This window comes from Neobacillus sp. NPDC093127, from assembly GCF_044754175.1.
GTDB lineage: Bacteria > Bacillota > Bacilli > Bacillales > Cytobacillaceae > Neobacillus.
Genome location: NZ_JBIVOP010000016.1, coordinates 56,442 through 78,368, shown reverse-complemented (window position 1 = coordinate 78,368; position 21,927 = coordinate 56,442). Strand labels below are relative to the sequence as shown.

Sequence of the window (21,927 nt, the reverse complement as noted above, 5' to 3'; positions counted from 1 at the left end):
TAATAGTAGAAGTGAAATAATGAATGTAAAAAAGAGGAAATATTTTATTAGGGGTATTTATTTAGGAGGCAAGTATGGGGAAGAATAGATTTGTATTTTGGGCGTTAGTGATTACCACCCTTATTTCAGCGTTGGATGCAAATATAATGCAAACCGCAAGTCCGACGATTGTCAAACAGCTTGGCGGTATGGAGCTGTTTGCCTGGATTTTTGTTGTTTATATGTTAGCAAGTACGGTTACGGTTCCGCTTTACGGGAAATTATCGGATATGTACGGAAGGAAAAGATTACTAATTATCGCCGTTGGAATCTTTACAATCGGTTCGGTTCTTTGCGGAATGGCGAATTCGATGGTTATGCTCGTAGTTTTTCGGGGTGTGCAAGGCCTAGGGGCTGGCGGTATGATTCCGCTTTCGATGATCATCGTTGGTGACCTGTTTACCATTGAAAAGCGGGGCAGGATCCAAGCGGTTTTCAGCACCATTTGGGCGCTTTCTTCGATTGTTGGTCCTGTATTAGGCTCGTTTTTCGTCGAGGCCTTGACATGGAGATGGATTTTCTTTATCAACATTCCTATCGGCATTGCCACAGTGCTTTGCTTGCTTCCATATAAGGAACAAATTGAATTTAAAAAGACCCATATCGACTTTAAAGGTTTCTTCCTTTTCGGTGCATCGATTACGTTGTTATTGTTAGCGACAAATATGAGTAATCCGCTATGGTACGTTATTATCGGAGTTATTGGATTGATTGTATTTGCCTTAGTGGAAAGGAAAGAAGCACATCCTTTTCTACCTGTTGCTTTATTTAAGAACAAAGGGTTATTTTCGACTAACTTGTTCATGCTGGTGTACTGCCTTTCTTTTTTCGGGACATCGAACTTTATCCCATTGTTTCTGCAGGAAGGCGCGCATATGAGTATTTATAAAAGCGGTCTGATCCTGTTAAGTATTGCGGTAGGTTGGATGTTTGGCAGTACTCCTGCTGGAAATTGGATTATCCGCTTCGGCTACAGGCCTTTATTTATTACTGGAAGTTTTATTACCGCCCTATCAGGATTGGCACTATTTTTATTTATTAAAGATTTATCTTATACGAATTTGTTTATCATTCTGACCATCCAGGGTGTTTCCTTTGGTTTATTATTTGCGGTGGGTACGATAGCTTCTCAAGAATTTGCCGATCCTTCTATCAAAGGGGTGTCGACGTCACTGCAAATGTTCTTAAGAAATATTGGCACATCCATCGGTGTTACGGTAATGGGGCTGCTTATTAACCAAGCAGCAAACATAGTCGTCGGTATGCAAAACGTGTTTCTTTATGCCCTTTGCTTAAGTTTAATTACGGTCGTGTTGAGTTTTCTCATCCCTTCAAAAACAGGTGCATTGAGTGAGGGCAAATCTAATAATTAATAATAAAAAGACCGGACAATTGTTCGGTCTTTTTATTTGGTGCCTGACACCATTAATAGTGCTTATCCATGCAAAAAGATGAGGCATTTGAGAATACTAATGTTATATCAACGGTTCTCTAAGAAAGAGGTTTGAGATTTGGGTAAAAAAAGTCACACGTCACCGCTATTCAAGCTGGTAAAGCAGGCATTAGAAATTAAAAAGAATCCTTTTCCATGGACAAAGGCGATTTGCGCTGGGTTTTGTGCGGCAATCCCGGCCCTCATTGGGTTGCTTAACGGTAATTTAGCGTATGGAATGCAGGCAGGGATTGGAGGTTTTACCTATCTTTATGTCTTTAATGAGCCATATGCTCAGAGGGCGAAAAAACTCTTTGGTGTGATGATGGGACTGAGCCTCTTAGTGGGTATTGGGACAATCCTGGCCCCTTATCCACTTTTATCAGCCCTAATGGTCGGAGTGATTGGAGCGGTAGGGACATTTATTTTTGGGGCATTAAAAATTCCAGGGCCAGCAGCGGTGTTTTTTGTTTTATGTTTTTCCATGACCTCAGGAATGCCGATTGATCCTGCCCTTGCTCCATTGAGAGCGGGTCTCGTTTTAATGGGCGGGCTGCTTTCATGGGTAATTGGCATGGCAGGTTGGCTTTATCATCCACATGCACCTGAAATGAGAGCTGTAAAAAAAGTATATTTAGAACTAGCATGCTTCTTAGATTCCATCGGGACAGAAAACTATGATCAAGCAAGGCATCGAACCGTGATGAAGATGAAGGATACGGATGATATTCTGTTATCTGGTTATATTTCATGGCGAAGTTCTGATCTATTCAACCGGTTAATCATGTTAAATAATCATGCCAATACTATATTTATGCATGTAATGGATCGTTTTTCAGACCAAAGCGGAAGGCTGCCCCCTGAAATAGCAGCAGCGGTCAGGGGGATTGTCCATTCAATCGATCATAAAATGAACACGCGCTTAAATATTCGCCTGCCTGAAGAAATGAATGAAGACATTGACCTATTGTTTCGCAAAATCTTTGATGCCGATGCCATAATGAATGAGCCTGTTTCGAAAATCATTCAAGAAATTACCATCTTTAAGCGTCCATTAACCACTCTATTCGGTGGTGCTTTTGACAAAAACTCGATTGTCTTTCTCTCTGCCGTTCGTTATGGCGGAATCCTTACGGTTGCGGCGATTGTTGCGTATTCTTTTGATTTTTACCGATCCTATTGGATCCCGTTATCCTGTGCGGCAGTGATGCTGGGGTCCACCATTATGTCAACCTTTCATCGCGCCATACAGAGAACCTTAGGGACAATCATTGGAATTCTGGCTGCAAGTATCATTCTTTCGGCAAAACCCCAAGGAATTTTACTTGTGTTAATCATCTTTTCACTGACTACCTTGACAGAGCTTTATATTGTTAGGAATTACGCAATAGCTGCGATGTTCATCACGCCCAATGCATTATTAATAGCTGAAAGCTCGACACACTTACATAAGTTGTCCATTTTTGCAACAGCAAGAATAACAGACGTGTTAATTGGCTGCTTTATTGGCTTGATTGGTACCTATTTGATTGGAAGAAGGTCAGCTTCAAGCAGGCTGCCACATGCCATGGCTAAAACAATTCGCAGCCAGATGCAGTATTTCCAGGTGTTATTTTCGGCTCAAAGCAAAGGCTATTCTTTAGGTGAAATCCCGGCACAAAGCAAAATGCACACGAATTTAGATAATTTAAAAATTATCTATACAACAGCATTAGGGGAAATTCCAAACAATAAATCTGCGTTAGGGGAACTATGGCCAGCCATTTTTTCAATGGAACAGTTGCGATTTCATCTAGATGCATGTTTAAAAACGAAGGACCGGCCAATCCTTCCAGATGAAAGCCTCGCCCAAGTATTATTCGTCTTTGAATCTATGGCAAGCGCAGTTGAACATAAACAAACTGTAGTAAGAAAGAAGATACCAGAAATAAAGGGATTCTCAAAAATTCAAAAAGAAATCGCAGACTTGCAAAACGCTTTGGGGGAAAAACAATTCAATAAATAGTAGAATAGAAACAGTTTCCATGACATTTAATGGTGTTGGAATGAGGACTGAGGTGAATTGGTTGGAGGACCATGGATTAGATTTTTTTCTTGAGCTTAAAAGGATTGAATATGGAGCGCCAAAGGTAAATAGAGGTGTTCAAATTGTATTTGTTATAAATGGGATACTAACAGTAGAAACGAATAGCCGCTTTTATTCTTTAACTGAAAATGATTTACTTCTTCTTAATCGAAATCAGCTTTATCAATTGCATGGCACGAATGATAATTGTGTGTTGCTGTTGACGATTACGGACGCCTTTATCGATCGCTATTATCCAGACTATCACAGGCGTCGGTTTCAATGCTTTTCACGAGAGATCGAAATGGGCCGGGAGTTAAAGATTGACAAAATCAGGCGATTGCTTGCGGAAATGATGATTACCTATTTAAGGAGGGATGAAAGCTATAAGCTTGAAATTCAAGGAACCATCTGTCAAATTCTGTTGATCCTTATTCGTAATTTTAGTGGTGAAGGTACCGCTTTCGAAAAAATCGATGCAGATGATCAGCGGTTAACGCAAATCATTGACTATATGGAAAGAAACTATGAACAACAAATTACCTTGGAAGAAATGGCACAAAAGACCTTTCTTTCAACAGGCTATTTATCGCGCTATTTTAAACAAAAGATGGGAATGGGTTTCAGCCGATTTTTAATGAATATTAGGCTGAAACACGGTGTAAAAGACTTACTTTATACAACGGATTCGATTTCGCAAATAGCGATGAAAAATGGATTTCCAAACACAAAATCATTTACAAACCTGTTTAAAGAAGTATATAGTGTAACGCCGCATGAATATCGAGAAACTCATTCCCCCGAACAACTAGTGGATTCCATCCACAGCTATCATTTGCACGATTCAGAAACACTGATGAAGACTCCGGAAGTTTTGACTAAATTAGGGATGATCTTAACGGCTAGTGACAAAATGTATGTCAATACAGAAACACGCTATGAAGAATTGGCGATTGAACTTATTCATGATAAAAAGGGATCGGTCAACCTTCCTGAAAACATCCTGATCATTGGGGAATTAAAGGAATTATTAAAAGAAGATGTGCGTTCGCAAGTGTTGATGGTGAAAGAAGATTTGGGATTATGCTTTATTGGAATCCGCCATTTGGTTAGCGGGGCGACCATCCTTCCTGCTATAGAAACAGATGAACGGTTTGCCACCACCTCACCTTACTTTAACACGGATGGTGCGTTAAATTTTATGAAAAAAAATAATCTCTCCTTGTTTGTAAGGGTAGATTATAAAGAAATTTCCATTGACGAAGACCAGTACTTCAGTAAACTAACGAAGTTTTTAAAACACTGTTTGCAGGTTTATGGAGAAATTTACTTAAACTCATGGCATTTCATGTTTAATGAGCCCTTTTATACAGCGGTGAAGGCTAAGGACTTACAGCGGGTCTATCTAAAACTATATCGTCTCCTTAAACAGCATGTTCCTGGAATTCAGGTCGGTGTATTTCTGCCATTTTCTTTTCATGACGAAAAAATTCCGAAAGAGCATGAATGGCAGTTAGAAGAAAGGGGCCGGATTGATTTTATTGGCTACCATGCGAACCAAAATGAAGTGATTGATTTTAACGAAATGGGCGATGTTCGCTTTTCATTAGCAAAGGATTACATAAAGGAGAAAACAAACAAGATAAAAGGATTTTTAAAGCAGCATCAAATCGATAAACCATTTTTTCTCGTATCGTGGAATACACTTTCCGGAAATACCCGGTACACAAATGGCACGTTTTTCCGCGGTGCCTTAGTACTAAAAAATGCTTTAGATTTAGCAAATGAGATTCATTCGCTGGCCTTTTGGATTAACACTGAATTGCATGAAGAGGATAAAATGAACCTAAGAATTCGACTAGAAGGGTTAGAATTATTTCATTATTTCAATGGAAAGCGGCCTGCCTTTTACTCGATGTTATTTGCGAACAAGCTTCAAGGAGAAGTCGTTGCAAAGGGACAAGATTATTTCATGACACAAACGGAATTAGGCTACCAGCTGGTCCTCTTGAATTGCAATTACGTTAATCCCTATTTTTCAATTGAGGAAGCGTTTCTTCAAAAACTAAATAAAGATATTCGTGTGAAAATTTCCGGCATGCAGCAAGGTGAGTATCAGATTCGTAAGTATATTTTTGACAAGGACAATGGGGCATTGTATACGAATTGGTGGAAATTGGGCAGTAAACATGGAATGGATGCTGAGATTATTGATTATATTACCCGTTCTAGTCAGCCATCATTAGAAATATTTGATGAGTCAATTGAGGAAGATTGGGTGTTTTATTCCTATATGACCACAAACGCCATCCATTTTTTCGATATTCGTAAAGTAATCGAATAATCAGATTATCCATTGATGTGAATCAATGGCTTTTTTTTTGAATGGCTGTGTTAAAGAACATTGTTGATTTTGAGCACAATGTTGATTGGAGTGGAAGGCGCGAGACTCCTGCGGGATCAGCGGGACAGGTGAGACCCCGCAGGCGCTTTAGCGCCGAGGAGGCTCACCGCCCGCCCCGCGAACCGCTCGCGCCTGGAACGGAAATCAACATTCATGTTTAATACAACCTTTTGAATAAATCAAACCAAATGTCAAAAATCGACGGCTATTTTTCGCTGTAAAGGAAGGGCGTTTAAAAAATTGACCAAGAATACAACAAAACAAAACAATAAAAGACTCAGTTTCATTGGCTGTTTTTTCTATAATAGGGACATAAACAAGATATGAGTTAACCGTTATGAACTACAAGAAGATAATTTATTCATTTTGAATCAAGGCAATTTTTTAATCAAATACTATGCTGTAGGAATGCTATTTTTTTGAAACTGATAACGGTTAGCAAAAAAATAAATTGGGGGTTCAACCATGGAAACAAGTTACAAAGGTACAAATAAAATGATCATAGGAATTGTGTTTGGTGTTCTAACATTCTGGCTATTTGCACAAGCATTGCTAAATGTGGTTCCTTCTGTTCAAAAAGATTTGGGCGTTTCACTTGGAACAGTGAACATTGCCATCAGTTTAACGTCCTTGTTCTCAGGATTGTTCATCGTTGCTTTTGGTGGACTTGCAGATATAGTTGGTCGTAAAAAAATGGCTAATATTGGTTTTGTTTTAAGTATCATTGGTTCACTTTGTCTAGTTTTTGCTAACGGATCCGTATTGCTCATTATTGGACGTATCTTAACAGGATTTTCGGGTGCAGCTATAATGCCATCAACCATCGCCTTAATGAAAGCTTATTTTGAGGGAGCAGATCGCCAGCGTGCTCTAAGTTTCTGGTCCATCGGTTCTTGGGGAGGAACAGGGATTGCCTCATTTTTAGGCGGTGCCATTGCCTCATCTTTGGGATGGAGATGGATTTTCATCATTTCTATCATCGTTGCCATTCTTGGTATGCTTCTTTTGAAAGCTACACCAGAAAGTAAACAAGAATCTGAAGGTGGTTTTAAATTCGATTACACTGGTTTAGTCATTTTTATCATCACCATGTGTGCTCTGAATGTATTTATTAATTTCGGACCGGCTCTTGGATGGACAAGCCTGACTTCCATTGTTCTTATCATTATCACAATCATAGGTTTGATTGTTTTCATAAAAGTTGAAAGTAGTAAAAAAATCGTACTGATTGACTTTGCTGTATTTAAAAATAAGGCATATACTGGTGCGACTATATCCAATTTCTTGTTAAATGCAACTGCTGGTGCGATAGTTGTAGCCAATACGTATGTACAAGTAGGTCGTGGAATGAGTTCATTCCAAGCAGGTTTGTTATCACTAGGTTATCTAGTAGCAGTGCTTGTGATGATTCGTGTCGGAGAGAAAATATTACAAAAAGTAGGCGCGAAATTACCAATGATCTGGGGTACCATCATTACGACAATTGGTGTGGCATTGATGGGCTTAACTTTCTTACCAGGTGTTGGTTATATAATTTCTGAATTCATTGGATTTACACTATTTGGTCTCGGACTTGGATTTTATGCTACTCCATCAACGGATACATCCGTATCGAATGCTCCTGCTGACAAAGTAGGACAAGCAGCTGGAGTTTATAAAATGGCAAGCTCACTTGGTGGTGCATTCGGCGTTGCAATTTCCGCAGCTACTTATGGTGCAATCGCAGCAAGTGGAAATCTTGCATCAGCCGGTGCAATTGGTATGGCCGTAAATGTTATATTTGGTATAATTGCAATACTATCTGTTATCTTCTTGGTGCCAGGAGATGCTGGTAAAACAGCTGCTGCTCCTAAAAAATCAAAGGCTAACAGCCACCGTCCTGTTACAGAATAATTTGCAATTGGAAATGTAAAACGCGCCACATTTAGTGGCGCTCTCGAAATAATAAAAAGGTGGTTAGATCATGAGAAGTAAATTAATGGAAATGTTAGAATCTCGAAAGGATGAAATGATTAAAATTCGCAGACATCTACACGAAAATCCTGAGCTTTCTTTTAAAGAAGAAAAAACAGCTCAATATATTATTGATTTTTATAAAGGTAAGGATGTAGAAGTTCAAACGAATGTAGGTAATGGACACGGAGTTATCGTAACCATTAAAGGCGGCAAACCTGGGAAAAATATTGGTTTGCGCGCTGATTTTGATGCACTCCCAATTGTCGAAGAAACAGATTTACCATTTAAATCAAAAAATGAAGGCGTTTTTCATGGGTGTGGGCATGATGGACATACAGCCTATTTGTTAATCTTAGCGGATTGCCTCATTCAATTAAAGGATGAAATTCCAGGTACCATCAAAATTATTCACCAACATGCAGAAGAAGTTCCGCCAGGCGGGGCAAAAAGTATTGTCGAATCTGGCATTCTTGACGACTTAGACAATATATTTGGCATCCATCTGCTGCCAATGGACAAAGCTGGAGTGGTTGGTTATCATGCTGGATTTTCCTTTAACGGCAGGGCTTATATGAAATTAAAAATTCAAGGGAGAGGCGGCCATGGTTCTTCACCACATTTAGCGAATGATGCCATTGTGGCTGGTGCTCATTTTGTTACAGCCGTTCAAACAATTATCAGCCGTCGCTTAAGTCCTTTTGATATTGGTGTAATTACGATTGGTTCTTTTGATGGGAAAGGAACATTTAATGTCATTAAAGACAGCGTAGAGCTTGAAGGCGATATTCGTTATATGACGGTTGAAACAAAAGCAACCATTGAAAAAGAAATGAAACGTATAGTAAAAGGACTTGAAGAAGAATTTGGTGTAACATGTGATCTAACTTACGAAAATGATTATCCTCCACTATATAACAACCCAGAATTAACAGAGAAAGTTTCTCAATTCTTAAAGAGTGCAAATGATCAAGATATTACAAAAGTAGAAGAGTGGCCAGCTATGCCGCCATCCGAAGACTTTGCTTATTATGCTGAAAAATTCCCTTCATGTTTCTTCTATATCGGTTGTACACCTAAGGGCGTGGAAAAACCATATTTTAATCATAATCCTAAATTTGATATAGATGAAGATTCACTTCTCGTAGCAGCAAAAGCAGTAGGATATGTGGTTTGTGGTTATTATGAGTTAGATTAGGTGAAATAAATTTGAAATAATAATATTATGTAAACTTTAAAAAAGACCATTGTTTCTAATGGCCTTTTTGCTGTGATTTCATTTCATGAACAGTGATCATTTCATATACTAATTGAAATGTAATCAGAGGTGAGAAAATGGCTTTAAAAATCGAAAAAACAAAATTGTCAGAAGCAGCAGTCCTGTTAGCGATTCAGAAAGAGGCGTTCCAAGCCGACTTGAAAAAGTATCGGGACTATGATTCAAGTCCTGCCGCCGAAACATTGGATTTTTTTAAATATAAAATCAATAACTCCTTTCATTACACGATTTTCCTCGACGGGAAGATAGCAGGCGGCATCTGCGTTGTGAAGGTGTCAGATACCCATTACCGCTTGTTTCGAATTTTCCTTCATCCCAGCTATCAAGATAGAGGGTTAGGCGGTAAGCTTGTTTCAAGCATTGAAAAAAAATTCCCCAAAGTGAATACGTGGAGCCTTGACACCCCAAAGGATAATCGTCGAAATCGCTATTTTTACGAAAAACTGGGCTATCAGAAACAGGGAGAATTTAACGTAAATGACCGATTAACGCTAATAGAATATCAAAAAAAGGTAAAATGAAGGATGAATTCTTAAGTACTGGCTATTTTTAAAAATAAAAGTACAATATAATAATGGATGTAAAAAAATATATGAGTGGAGAAAAATAATGATTGCAAAAACAGAAGCAGATTTTAATGGTTTAAAGGAAATAGGCAGGATTGTAGCATCCATTCGGGATGAGTTGGTTAAAAGGGCAGTTCCAGGCGTCACGACAAAAGAACTTGATGATGTAGCCGGAAAGCTTTTTGAAGAGGCCGGCGCCGTTTCTGCTCCGATGGGTGAATATGATTTTCCGGGTTACACTTGTATTAGCGTAAATGAAGAAGTGGCCCATGGGATTCCAAGTTCAAGGGTAATTCAGGAAGGGGACCTTGTTAATATCGATGTATCCGGGTCGAAAAACGGCTATTTCGCTGATACTGGTGTTTCTATTGTTGTTGGAAAAGGTGATGAATTATTAACCAAAATCTGTGAGGTTGCGAAGCTGGCCTTTGAAGCGGGGCTTAAGAAATGCAAACCGGGTGCGAAGAAAAGCGGCATCGGCAAGGTCGTGCACCAAACAGCACAGCAGCATGGATTAACCGTCATCAAAAATCTCACCGGTCACGGGATTGGCCGCTCCATCCACGAATCACCTGACTATGTTTATAATTATTATGAGCCTTGGGACGATGAATTGCTCAAGGAGGGGATGGTTATCGCATTTGAACCATTTATTTCTACCCTTGAAGAGGAAGTAATTCAACTCGATGACGAATGGACCTATGCTACAGAAAAGAGTTTTGTCGCTCAGTATGAGCATACCATGATCTTAACAAAAGCTGGACCGATTATTGTGACACTTTAAGATTAGTGAAGTTTACAGGTTAGGATTGGCTGTTTTCATAAGAAGACAGCTTTTTTTTTTACCGCCGTTTAATGTAAGCGCTTTATAATTGACAAAATAGTTAAAATAGTCAAAAAACATTGACGTACCACTTTTCCCGTGTTACCCTTATTTTTATAATTTAACATGAATCGAAGACGAGAAAAGTAGGATAGGTCCTTGTACAAAAGAGAGTCGATAGCTGGTGGGAGTCGATGGCAGGACTATTTGAAGATCATCTCTGAGATGCGTAGCTGAAATCAGAAAGTAAGCTAGGCCGGCTAAGTCCGCCGTTACAACGGAACACGTACATGTCAATTGTACGTCGATCGAGAGCCGCAGTCATTTAAGTGCTGCGGAAGTAGGGTGGTATCGCGAGGAAACTCGTCCCTATTCACTGGGACGGGTTTTTTGTTGTTTATAAAATGCTATTCGTTATAGGAGGAAAAAGAAAATGAATCAAAAAGTTGAGAAAAAAGTGTTTAATGTGGAGGATATTATCATTGCCAGTCATACCATCAAGGACGAGATTTCACCTACTCCGTTGCAATATAATCACTTACTTTCGGAACGCTACGACTGCCATGTGTATTTAAAGCGCGAGGATCTGCAAAGCGTCCGTTCGTTTAAAATTCGCGGTGCCTATAATCGAATTAAAAAATTAAGCCCTGAAGAGTTAGAAAACGGAATTATCTGTGCAAGCGCCGGTAATCATGCACAAGGAGTCGCATATTCCTGCCACCTGTTACAAATTCATGGAAAAATCTTTATGCCAACCACCACTCCAAAGCAAAAGGTGAACCAAGTTAAATTTTGGGGTAAGGGCAGTGTTGAAATTGTCTTAGCAGGCGATACCTTTGATGATGCTTCTGACCAAGCAATGGCATGCAGTCAAGAGGAAAAGCGGACATTTATCCACCCATTTGATGACTATGATGTGATTGCCGGCCAAGGAACAGTTGCCGTAGAGCTGCTTAATGATTGTCCTGAAAAAATGGATTATCTATTTGGAGCAATCGGCGGCGGCGGTCTTATGGCTGGAGTTGGAACGTATTTAAAGCACTTTTCACCGCAAACGCGATTAATTGGGGTCGAGCCTGAAGGTGCGCCAGGGATGAAAGAGTCGCTTTTAAAGGGGGAGGTAACCACACTTAAAACCATTGACACATTTGTTGACGGCGCTGCAGTAAAAACGGTCGGAACCAAGACCTTCAACATTTGTAAGGAAATCGTTGATGATATTATCGTCATACCAGAGGGCAAAGTATGTACCACGCTTTTATCACTTTACAATGAAAATGCGATTGTTGTCGAACCGACCGGAGCGTTATCCATAGCTGCTTTGGATACATATGCAGAGGAAATTAAGGGTAAAACGGTGGTCTGTATTGTTAGCGGCGGTAACAATGATATCGGCCGGATGCAGGAGATCAAAGAGCGTTCGAAGCTTTATGAGGGCCTGCAGCATTATTTTATCGTCCAGTTCCCGCAGCGTCCCGGAGCCTTACGTGAATTCTTGTTTGATGTTCTTGGACCGAATGATGATATCAGCCATTTTGAATACACGAAAAAGAACAATCGCGAAACGGGACCTGCACTGGTTGGGATCGAACTAAAGGATAAACACGACTATTTCCCTCTTATTGAACGGATTAAAACGAAGGGATTTTTATATCGGGAAGTGAATAAAGACAGCACCTTGTTTCAGATGCTGGTGTAAGGGGGATCATTTTTCACTGAATCACCAAGTCAAAGAAACTGCCGAAATCAAAATAACTTTTTATGTCTTGAACATTTTAAGACTATGTTTCATATTTTATCATAGTGAAGGAAATAAAAAAAAGACCGTGGGGCAGTGCCGCGGCCTATGAACATTACGAAGTAAAAGGATCATCCATCTTTGTCCGCCATAACAAGATGGATTATTTTTTTTTCGTTTTTAAAATCAATTCGATTACCCTCCAATTTTCCTATTTGTGTTACGGTAAATGGATGGTTTTGACGTGCTCAAGATTTCGAAACACCTTTTCCCTATCGGCTGTAATGAGAGTCAATTTCTTATTAAGCACCTTCTCAAGAAAGCCTATTTTTTCGCTGCTGTCGCCGCCATCGATAACTACCAGCTGCCGCTCTAATTTTTTGCATTGTTCTTCAAAACTCCTGGCTAATGGAATGTTCGTGGGATTAACCGGAAGTGACTCGTTGCTTAAGGAGTAGGGTGTGGCATTTTCCGGATACGGAATCAGCCATTTCACATGGTTCATTGAAATAAACAATGTTTTATAGATTGGAGAGTAAAAGACAAAGTGATCGTTCATAATACTGGTTAAATAGCCATGAACCGATTTATTGCCCGTTACATACACTTCGACAAACCTGCCTCTGGCGTTGTTTAAAATTCCACGAAATGACACCACGGGTGAATTTGTTTCAAGTGGCTTTTCTGAGGGCGGCTCGTAGTAGATTGTATCTTCCTCTTGTTTAGCCTCTTTCATTTGCTGAATATGAACAACCGGAATGTAGAGGAAGGCCCCCGTTCTACCCACGAATAAAACAATGATGTCTAACCCGCTATCAACCAGTATTCCAGAGTAAAAATTCTTTCCGGAAATCTCAATTTCGATATTTTTTCCTAATAATTCTTTGAAGTCATTCATGTTAATTCTCCTTTATCTAGATGTTTCTTATTACTGAAGTGCTCCGCCAAAGATCCATGTAACCCAGTGAGATAGAACAATCAATGTAAACAAAACAGCTGGAGGGATGACGACTGCAGTTATTTTTACATACTCAAACCAGGTAATTCTCACTTTACCTTTCCTGACAATGTGCATCCACATCAGTGTTGCCAGCGTTCCCATTGGTAGAAGCAACGATCCCATGTCACTGCCAATAACGTTGGCAAGATAGGAAACTTTCAAGGTGAGTGTGTCTAGGCCCATATGTGTTAATGTGAGAGTACCAACCATGAGCGCAGGGTGGTTATTAAAGATATTGGATAGAACGGATAGTAGAACGCCCATCATGATACTCGCATGATGCAGACTGCCGGAAACCATTGGACGCATGAAAGCAATCAGCCAATCGGTCAAACCAATATTATTCAGACCGTAAATAATGACATACATGCTGAAAGCAAAGATTAGAATATACCAAGGTGTCTTTTTCAGCATATCGTATGGAGGTATTTTTAAATAAGCCCATCTCCAGCCTAAAAGGATAAGTGATCCGATGACGGCCATAACCGAGACAGGAATGGCTAAATACGATGCAACAAAGAGACTGACACGGACAGCAAAGACAAAAAGAAGAACATTTCTCATAAACTTAGAGCGGGCTTTATCCGATGCGTAAATGGGTTCTTTCTTTAGTGGGTGGTAGGTTGGCAATGTAAGGCCGGTTACTTTTGTGGGAACGGTTTTTGGCAGGACTTTGTAAAACCGTAGAAACAAGAGTCCAACTAATAACAGAAGACCAAGTGTTGCTGGTACAAACATCATCGCCGTGTGCATATACAAGCTCATATCGACGATTTTTAGGGCAATCAGATTGACAATATTACTGACGCCTATTGGAGCACTTGAAGCGGTAGCAATTAACCCGCCTGATAATAGGTAAGGAATTTTTTGATGGTTTTTTAAACCCATATTGTTTAGCAGCATGACAAGAATAGGTGTTGTGATTAAGATACTTCCATCATTATTGAAAAACAGCGTCATCAGAAAACATAGCAGATTGACGTACCAGAATAAGCGAATTCCTGACCCGTTTGCTTTGGCAGCGAGCTTCTCTGCCACCCAGTGGAAAAATCCAAAACTTTCAAGAACAATCGCCATGACAATCGTTGCCATAATGGTAATCGCTGCGCCGCTGATTGTTTCAGTGATGATTCCGAGGTCAGACAAGGAAACACTTCCGCTGATTAAAACAAAAATCGCTCCGATTGTAGCCGGAATCGCTTCGTTAATTCCCCTCGGCCTCCACAGAATTAAGATAAGTGTAACGACAAATGATAATATGGTAATCCAGATCATTGGTTGAAGAAACATGTTTTTCCCCTTTCATATTTGCAATTAATTCATGATGTTTCATGAGAAGCAACAGCCTCCAATATTCCAAAGTAAAGTCCGCTCATGGCCCCCCCTTCCATCTATCCCTCTTGTAAAGTTGTACTACATTTATATGTATCACGATTCAGACGAGCTCTAGGTTTGTACCCGATTTTCACCAATTCCACGAAAACCTATGTAAATGTTGGGAAAGCTTTATTAACAGAAGCCATCAATATAGCAAAAAGTATAGAAGGAATTTGGAAAAGAATCTGACACCCTTTTGATTTATTCTTTGGACGAAGTCAATTGGGACTTAACAAATGAGTTAAATAAGGTATAATATTATTTGTAAAAGATGCACCGTATCATTAATAGAGTTGAATCAAAGATCGGTTGATTGTTATTTTGAAAAAGTATTGAAATGATGACTTTTTCTATTATAATTATTTTGTGTAGTTTAAAGCGGAAAGAGAGTGTTCAGAATGGGACGTAAATGGAATAATATTAAAGAAAAGAAAGCGTCAAAGGATGCCAATACGAGTCGTATTTATGCCAAGTTTGGCGTTGAAATTTATGTAGCCGCAAGACAGGGTGATCCCAATCCAGAATCAAATCAGGCATTAAAATTTGTCCTAGAACGTGCAAAAACTTACAATGTCCCGAGACATATTATTGACCGTGCGATTGAAAAAGCAAAAGGCGGTTCAGAAGAAAGCTATACTGAACTTCGTTATGAAGGCTTCGGACCCAACGGATCCATGGTGATTGTCGATGCACTCACAAATAACGTGAACCGCACGGCATCAGATGTACGTGCAGCCTTTGGTAAAAACGGCGGGAACATGGGTGTCAGTGGATCGGTAGCATATATGTTTGATGCAACTGCTGTCATCGGTGTCGAGGAGAAAACAGCTGATGAGGTACTTGAACTATTAATGGAAGCTGATGTGGATGTACGCGACATTTTAGAGGAAGACAATTCGGTTATTGTTTACGCTGAGCCAGACCAGTTCCACGCCGTCCAGGAGGCATTTAAGACCGCTGGCATAACAGAATTTACGGTTGCCGAACTAACCATGCTTGCACAAAACGAAATCACATTACCAGAGGACGGACTTGCCAAGTTTGAAAAAATGATTGATGTATTAGAAGACTTAGAAGACGTGCAGCAAGTGTACCACAATGTTGATTTAGGGGAATAAACATAGTAAAAAGCAGACCGTTTATGGTCTGCTTTTTGTTGAATAAACAGAGGAATATCCACTGGGAAGAAAGAATAAAGAACATAAAGTGTGAAAAAGAGAGGGGGGAAGAAATTCAATGGATTCTAAAAAAGATAATGGTCATGTTAATTGGATGGATCAAGTTTCGAAAGATTATAATTTGGATGAGGAAATGAAAAAACACCCGGGATTCGGAAAACCACTTCCATCTCGGTTATTTTCAGGCGATATCTATTCCAATTTCCTCAATACTGCGAAAGAAGCCGGATATCTGCCACCATTTGTAGCCTTGCAAAAGGAAATAAGACAAGAGATAGGTAAGGCGCTAAAATTAAAAGAAGAAAATGCAAATGAACCTGAATTAACCAACTTAATCGCTGAAATTAATGAAAAAATAAAGAAGTATAATTCCAGCTGTCCACCAAGCATGCAGCGAGGAAGGATTGGTTTAGACAATATTGAAAAGCTTTATAAAATTTGGGAATAAGATGCTCACTAATATAAAGATAGAGCAATTAGCTAGCCTTGATATCAACTTGCTAGCAATTTGATAGCTAATTGACTTACGATTGATAGCAATGGAATGCGTGACTGGTAAATTAGGTGTTTAAAAGAAAAGGAAACGCTTGGAGGTGAATCCCAAGCGTTTTTATTTCGTCTAAATCAACTGTTGAGTAACAAATTCCCCAATCTCATCAATTGCCTGCTGAACTTCTGGGATGCCAAAGGTTGAAACAGATGCCACATATGTTCCCATATTTTAAAATTATCTTGGCGTGATTGGTTTTACTATTATTGCTGGTGAGTAGGTGGTTAGGATACAGCCTTCCATATGAGTTGGACTTAGTAATTCTAAATTAAGCGCGGATTTAATTTTTTCATGATCTGGCTTTTTAACAACTTGAATCAGGTCATTCATCTGTAATTCTTCTAATCTTTTAATCGTTTCTTCTTCATCATACTTTTCCGTTTTTCGAATCTGCCTTTGGAGCTTGTAGCCGCTGATGGTGATTTCACCTTTATGCTCGGGGCCGACCAAGTTATTAAAATAAGTTTGAAAAGCATCCTTTAATTCATTCATTTCATGCTCAATTTCTTTTTTCTGTTTATTCAGTTCGTAATACTTGACCAACATCTCACCTGTAATGAAGGATTCATTGTTTTTCATCAAACTCCTCGCCTCCTACGAACGTATATTCTATATTATGATGAATTTGGAAAAATAGTACCTTTTTTCATCAAAAGGTATGGTTTTAATTCCAAAAAGAAATTACCATAATTTTAAAATTTGTGTCAGGCACCATTATAAGAAAAAACATTTGCTTTCTGTCCTATTTACTGGCAAGCTTAAGAAGGAAAAAAATCTTCTTATGAAAGAATTAATAGGTGATTAATATGATTGAGATTAAAACTTCGACGCTTAGTGATGGGGAGTTAAATAGAGGGGTATTTGCAACGCGTGATATCGCAAAAGGTGAGCTGATTCATCAAGCACCGGTTATTCCTTATCCAAACGAGGAGCATGTTCACATAGAAAAAACCTTACTTGCCGATTATGCCTTTGAATATGGTGTGAACCACACCGCGTTCGTTTTAGGATATGGCATGTTGTTTAACCATTCGTATGAGCCAAATGCCACTTATGAAATTAATTTTCCAAATCACTCCTTTGATTTCTATGCTTATAAAGATATAAAAGCAGGGGAAGAGATCCTCATCAATTATAATGGCGACGAGGATGACAATGAACCGCTTTGGTTTAATAAGGATCAAGATAGCACGGACGAAAATAAGTAAATCAAAAAAGGATAGATGGAAGCAGTTATTTCTGCTTAATCTATCCTTTTTTCAATGAAAACGGAGCTATTTGACTCATGAAAATGGAGGGATTATGAGAAAAAAATAAAAAAACACTTGCAAATAGTAATGGTTACGATTTAATATATATAGGTGGATGACAGAAGGCATAAGTCTACAGCTTATTTTTTAATTTTTAAATCGTAATGATTATGGTTTATCTGCAATATAATATGTCGAACTTATAATTGCTGAAAACAAAACGAAGGAGAGATGTACAGTTGAGTAGAAACACAATTCCAGTTACAGTGTTAAGCGGCTACCTTGGGTCAGGTAAAACGACGCTGCTTAATCATATTTTGGAAAACCGTGAAAATAAAAAGGTTGCCGTAATCGTGAATGATATGAGTGAAGTAAATATTGATGCCATGCTTGTTAAACAAGGTGGTTTTTCACGAACAGATGAAAAACTTGTAGAGCTACAGAATGGCTGCATTTGCTGCACGCTAAGAGAAGATTTAATTATCGAAGTGGAAAAACTAGCTTCAACAGGCGATATTGATTACATCGTAATTGAATCAACTGGGATCAGTGAACCAGTTCCTGTTGCACAAACTTTTACATACGTGGATGAAAATTTAGGGATTGATCTGTCAAAATTCTGTCGTTTGGATACGATGGTTACGGTTGTCGATGCCAATCGGTTTTGGAATGATTTTTCTTCAGGAGATAGCTTAATTGATCGAAAACAGGCTACCGACCTCAATGATACAAGAGAAGTGGTGGATTTACTGATTGATCAAATCGAGTTTGCGAATGTCATCCTGTTAAATAAAATCGACCTCGTGGATAATGAGGAAATAAGTGAATTAAAGGCAGTTATTCAAAAGTTAAATCCAGATGCTCGAATCTTAGAAACCGACCATTCTATCATTCCATTGCATGAAGTTTTGGATACGAACTTGTTTGACTTTGAAAAAGCGAGTCAAGGGGCAGGATGGATAAAGGAATTGAATGAGGAACACATTCCGGAAACAGAGGAATATGGTATTTCTTCATTTGTCTACAAAAGAAAAAAGCCATTTCACCCAGAACGCATTATGAATTGGTTAGAAAATTGGCCAGTTGAAGTGGTCCGGGCTAAGGGATTTATTTGGCTGGCATCACGAAACAATATCGCTTGCCTACTTTCGCAAGCGGGTCCATCAATTACCTTCCAGGGAGCCGGAGAATGGATTGCATCCTATTCAAAGGAAGAACAAGAGGAAATATTGAAAGAAGAACCGGAATTGTTAGCGCGTTGGGATCATACTTATGGAGACCGGTTAACTGAACTTGTATTGATCGGAATTGAGATGAAACAAAAAGAAATCGAGCGTTCGCTTGATCAATGTTTACTAACCGATGATGAGTTATCACAGGATTGGTCTTTGTTAAACGATCCATTGCCATTATTTACCGAAGCTGCAATCAATTAATTTCAGGAGGATAAAAAAATGAGAGTAACTATCACTTTAGCTTGTACAGAAACAGGGGATCGAAATTATATCACAACAAAAAATAAACGAACAAACCCTGAGCGCCTCGAATTGAAAAAGTATTGCCCACGGTTAAAGCGACACACGTTGCATAGAGAAACAAAGTAACGAAATTAGAGAAACGAGCGGTTTTTTTTGGAGTATAAATCGTAACTATTTCGATTCAAAACAGGGAGAGAGAAACTTGAAAAATAATAGACTTACGAAAATGATCAAGATTGGCATTGTAGCGCTGGCTTGCTTGACTTTCATTTCCGGATGCAGTTCTAAAGAAACAATTAATGAAAAAAGTAGCGTTGATGGAGATAAAAAGCTACATGTTGTTACTACTTTTTATCCAATGTATGAGTTTACGAAAAGCATTGCAGGTGATCAAGCAACTGTTGATCTGTTAATTCCTGCAAGTTCAGAACCCCATGCCTGGGAACCATCACCAAAGGATATGGCTAACATTCAGAAAGCTGATCTTCTTGTATACAACAGTCCATTTTTTGAGACCTGGGTTCCAAAGGTGGAGGAGTCACTCGATAAAAATAAAAAACCATTATTTATTGAAGCCAGTGAGGGGATTGCTTTAATGGAAGGGACGGCTGAGGAAGAGGATGGGGAAAAGCATGACCATGATCATGGTCATGCCATGGATCCTCATGTATGGCTTAGCCCGGCGCTTGCACAAAAAGAAGTAGAGACGATTACAACAGCACTTGTGAAAAAAGATCCAAAAAATAAAGAAGTTTATGAGAAAAATAGTCAAGAATACATCCAACAACTTAAAAATCTCGATCAAAGCTATCGGGATAGCCTAAAAGAGTATGCTGGAAAAGAAATTATTACCCAACACGCCGCCTTTGGTTATTTGACAAAGGAATACGGTCTTAAGCAGGTACCGATTGCCGGGCTATCTCCGGAAGAGGAACCAAGTGCTGCGAGATTAGCGGAGCTTAAAACATTTGCGCAAGAACATAATCTTCACACGATTTATTTTGAAGAGTTGGCTTCTCCAAAAGTAGCACAAACACTGGCAAGCGAAATTGGAGCAAAAACGAAGGTTCTCAATACGCTTGAAGGATTAAGCAAAGCGGATCAGGAAAAGGGATGGAATTACATTGAAGTCATGAAGAAAAACTTAAAGTCACTTGTGGAAACACTCTCGCAAAAATAGGGAATTAATGAAAACGAAAAAGTGTATACACTTTTTCGTTTCCGCATTAAGTTGGATAAATAGTAAGAGAGGTGTTACATAATGAGGCTTGCTTCCGTGGAAAATATTGTGTTTGGTTATAACCATTTACCAAGCCTAAATGGTGTTTCATTTGAAATTGAAAGTGGCGAGTTTGTAGGGATAACTGGACAAAACGGCGCATCCAAAACGACGATGATTAAATTGCTTCTTGGATTGCTTAAACCTTGGGAAGGCATAGTATCTGTAAGTAAGCATAATGCTTATGGAAAAAGTCTTACGATTGGGTATGTCCCCCAGCAAATCGCCTCATTTAATGCAGGTTTCCCAAGTACGGTACTGGAGCTAGTTCGTTCAGGAAGATTTAAAAAAGGAAAGTGGTTCAAGCGCTTAAACTGTCAGGATGTACAAATAGTAGAGAATGCCTTAAAGATGGTGGGGATGTGGGAGTTTCGTCACCATAAGATTGGATCATTATCCGGAGGGCAAAAACAAAAAATTTGTATTGCCCGGACTTTAGCGTCGGAACCAGACTTACTTGTGTTAGATGAACCAACAACTGGTATGGATGCTAGCAGCAGAAAGGCGTTCTACGAATTTTTGTCTCATCAAGTAAAGGAACATGGAAGAACGGTTATTATGGTGACCCATAATCAGGATGAGGTAGATCCATATCTTACAAAAACACTGCAGTTGGAAAGGGGGGAACATGGGGGATGGAAATGCTTAGTCTTGAATTCATGCAGCGGGCTTTATGGGCTGGAGGAGTAATTGCCATCATTGCGCCTTTACTTGGCGTGTTCCTGATCTTAAGGCGGCAGGCATTAATGGCCGATACCCTTTCCCATATCTCACTGTCAGGAGTTGCGATTGGTTTTTTTATTCATATCAATATTACCTTTTCTAGTATTTTAATAGTCGTCATCGGTGCGATAGGAATTGAATATATGCGCCGTGCCTACAGGACTTATTCTGAAGTATCGATAGCCATCTTGATGGCTGCAGGACTGTCGTTTGCCTTATTTTTGATGAGTATCAGTAGTGGCGGGACGCCTACTTCAATCGATCAATACCTATTTGGCTCGATTGTAACGATTAGTCCAATACAGGTAAAGGTACTAACAGTGGTTGCAGCTTGCATCCTCCTATATTTTATTGTGCTCAAAAGACCATTATATTTGATGACTTTTGACGAAGACACCGCCTACACTAGTGGGGTTAATACGAATTTGCTTTCTCTTTCATTTAGTATTATCACAGGACTGGCAATTTCGGTGATTATTCCAACCATAGGAGTATTACTGGTTTCAGCTTTACTTGTCCTGCCGGCAGCTTTTGCGATTCGCTTGGCAAAGGGATTTACCATGGTAATTCTTGTTGCTGAATTCACATCGATTGTTAGTATTTACGCCGGTCTCGTTTCTTCATATGAATTAGGAACGCCTCCCGGGGCTACGATTACACTCATCTTAATTCTGATTTTATTGGTAGGTTTTTTTGTGCAGAAGATGGTTCTCTATTTCTCCAGGGTTTTGAAAACGAGGAGCAGAAAAATCATTCAAATACAGCAAACAAGATCATTTGACAATTAGGTAAA

The 21,927-nt window shown here is 39.2% G+C and carries 19 protein-coding genes and 1 other annotated feature; of the genes, 16 read left to right on the top strand and 3 right to left on the bottom strand.

The annotated features are described in order from the left end of the window. Window positions 1–74: 74 nt before the first annotated feature. From ACIQCO_RS20300 to ilvA, 8 genes are all read left to right on the top strand, one after another. Window positions 75–1,412, top strand: coding sequence for an MDR family MFS transporter (locus ACIQCO_RS20300; RefSeq protein WP_400431745.1), 1,338 nt, complete (start codon window positions 75–77; stop codon window positions 1,410–1,412). 138 nt (window positions 1,413–1,550) lie between these two features. Beyond that, window positions 1,551–3,476: an FUSC family protein gene (locus tag ACIQCO_RS20295; protein WP_400431742.1), complete on the top strand. Its 1,926-nt coding sequence runs from the start codon at window positions 1,551–1,553 to the stop codon at window positions 3,474–3,476. A 52-nt stretch (window positions 3,477–3,528) separates the two neighbouring features. Then, on the top strand, window positions 3,529–5,880 hold the full coding sequence (locus tag ACIQCO_RS20290; RefSeq protein WP_400431739.1) for a helix-turn-helix domain-containing protein: 2,352 nt from the start codon (window positions 3,529–3,531) through the stop codon (window positions 5,878–5,880). 525 nt (window positions 5,881–6,405) lie between these two features. Beyond that, window positions 6,406–7,833 carry an MFS transporter gene (locus tag ACIQCO_RS20285; RefSeq protein ID WP_400431736.1) on the top strand — a complete coding sequence of 476 codons (1,428 nt, stop codon included), beginning with the start codon at window positions 6,406–6,408 and terminating at the stop codon, window positions 7,831–7,833. A 70-nt stretch (window positions 7,834–7,903) separates the two neighbouring features. Beyond that, on the top strand, window positions 7,904–9,091 hold the full coding sequence (locus ACIQCO_RS20280) for an amidohydrolase (protein WP_400431733.1): 1,188 nt from the start codon (window positions 7,904–7,906) through the stop codon (window positions 9,089–9,091). Between the two features lie 137 nt (window positions 9,092–9,228). Then, window positions 9,229–9,693 (top strand): GNAT family N-acetyltransferase, encoded by a 465-nt coding sequence (locus tag ACIQCO_RS20275; protein ID WP_400431730.1) that lies wholly within the window; start codon window positions 9,229–9,231, stop codon window positions 9,691–9,693. A gap of 88 nt (window positions 9,694–9,781) precedes the next feature. Further along, a complete protein-coding gene (map, locus tag ACIQCO_RS20270) occupies window positions 9,782–10,522 on the top strand; it encodes a type I methionyl aminopeptidase (RefSeq protein ID WP_400431727.1) in 741 nt (246 codons plus the stop codon). Window positions 10,523–10,686: 164 nt separating this feature from the next. Next, window positions 10,687–10,935: a binding site (T-box leader), on the top strand. A 59-nt stretch (window positions 10,936–10,994) separates the two neighbouring features. Beyond that, a complete protein-coding gene (gene ilvA / locus ACIQCO_RS20265; protein ID WP_400431724.1) occupies window positions 10,995–12,260 on the top strand; it encodes a threonine ammonia-lyase IlvA in 1,266 nt (421 codons plus the stop codon). 259 nt (window positions 12,261–12,519) lie between these two features. Here ilvA and ACIQCO_RS20260 read toward each other — a convergent pair whose 3' ends face one another. Both ACIQCO_RS20260 and ACIQCO_RS20255 read right to left on the bottom strand, forming a co-directional pair. After that, window positions 12,520–13,197, bottom strand: coding sequence for a DUF2642 domain-containing protein (locus tag ACIQCO_RS20260; protein WP_400431721.1), 678 nt, complete (start codon window positions 13,195–13,197; stop codon window positions 12,520–12,522). 30 nt (window positions 13,198–13,227) lie between these two features. Further along, window positions 13,228–14,589 (bottom strand): arsenic transporter, encoded by a 1,362-nt coding sequence (locus ACIQCO_RS20255; RefSeq protein ID WP_400431718.1) that lies wholly within the window; start codon window positions 14,587–14,589, stop codon window positions 13,228–13,230. Window positions 14,590–15,074: 485 nt separating this feature from the next. Between ACIQCO_RS20255 and ACIQCO_RS20250 the strand changes: the two genes are divergently transcribed. Together ACIQCO_RS20250 and ACIQCO_RS20245 are read left to right on the top strand one after the other, a co-directional pair. Continuing rightward, the gene (locus ACIQCO_RS20250; RefSeq protein WP_400431715.1) at window positions 15,075–15,794 is read left to right on the top strand and encodes a YebC/PmpR family DNA-binding transcriptional regulator; all 720 of its coding nucleotides are present in this window, start codon (window positions 15,075–15,077) and stop codon (window positions 15,792–15,794) included. Window positions 15,795–15,912: 118 nt separating this feature from the next. Beyond that, entirely contained in the window at window positions 15,913–16,302 is a 390-nt protein-coding gene (locus ACIQCO_RS20245) for a DnaJ family domain-containing protein (protein ID WP_400431713.1), read from the top strand. A 279-nt stretch (window positions 16,303–16,581) separates the two neighbouring features. Here ACIQCO_RS20245 and ACIQCO_RS20240 read toward each other — a convergent pair whose 3' ends face one another. Next, the gene (locus ACIQCO_RS20240) at window positions 16,582–16,983 is read right to left on the bottom strand and encodes a hypothetical protein (protein WP_400431710.1); all 402 of its coding nucleotides are present in this window, start codon (window positions 16,981–16,983) and stop codon (window positions 16,582–16,584) included. A gap of 227 nt (window positions 16,984–17,210) precedes the next feature. On the opposite strand from ACIQCO_RS20240, the gene ACIQCO_RS20235 reads away from it, so the two are divergent. The 6 genes from ACIQCO_RS20235 to ACIQCO_RS20210 all read left to right on the top strand — a co-directional run bounded on the left by ACIQCO_RS20235 (window position 17,211) and on the right by ACIQCO_RS20210 (window position 21,922). Next, the gene (locus ACIQCO_RS20235) at window positions 17,211–17,612 is read left to right on the top strand and encodes an SET domain-containing protein (RefSeq protein WP_400431707.1); all 402 of its coding nucleotides are present in this window, start codon (window positions 17,211–17,213) and stop codon (window positions 17,610–17,612) included. A gap of 281 nt (window positions 17,613–17,893) precedes the next feature. Next, complete coding sequence (locus ACIQCO_RS20230) at window positions 17,894–19,090, top strand: GTP-binding protein (protein WP_400431704.1); 1,197 nt, start codon at window positions 17,894–17,896, stop codon at window positions 19,088–19,090. Between the two features lie 18 nt (window positions 19,091–19,108). After that, a complete protein-coding gene (rpmG, locus tag ACIQCO_RS20225; protein WP_066087106.1) occupies window positions 19,109–19,258 on the top strand; it encodes a 50S ribosomal protein L33 in 150 nt (49 codons plus the stop codon). 100 nt (window positions 19,259–19,358) lie between these two features. After that, window positions 19,359–20,312 carry a metal ABC transporter substrate-binding protein gene (locus tag ACIQCO_RS20220; RefSeq protein WP_400431874.1) on the top strand — a complete coding sequence of 318 codons (954 nt, stop codon included), beginning with the start codon at window positions 19,359–19,361 and terminating at the stop codon, window positions 20,310–20,312. A gap of 81 nt (window positions 20,313–20,393) precedes the next feature. Beyond that, a complete protein-coding gene (locus tag ACIQCO_RS20215; protein ID WP_400431699.1) occupies window positions 20,394–21,101 on the top strand; it encodes a metal ABC transporter ATP-binding protein in 708 nt (235 codons plus the stop codon). Beyond that, window positions 21,047–21,922, top strand: a complete 876-nt coding sequence (locus ACIQCO_RS20210) for a metal ABC transporter permease (protein ID WP_400431696.1) — start codon at window positions 21,047–21,049, stop codon at window positions 21,920–21,922. Before ACIQCO_RS20215 ends, ACIQCO_RS20210 begins: the two co-directional genes overlap by 55 nt. The last annotated feature ends 5 nt before the right edge of the window (window positions 21,923–21,927 follow it).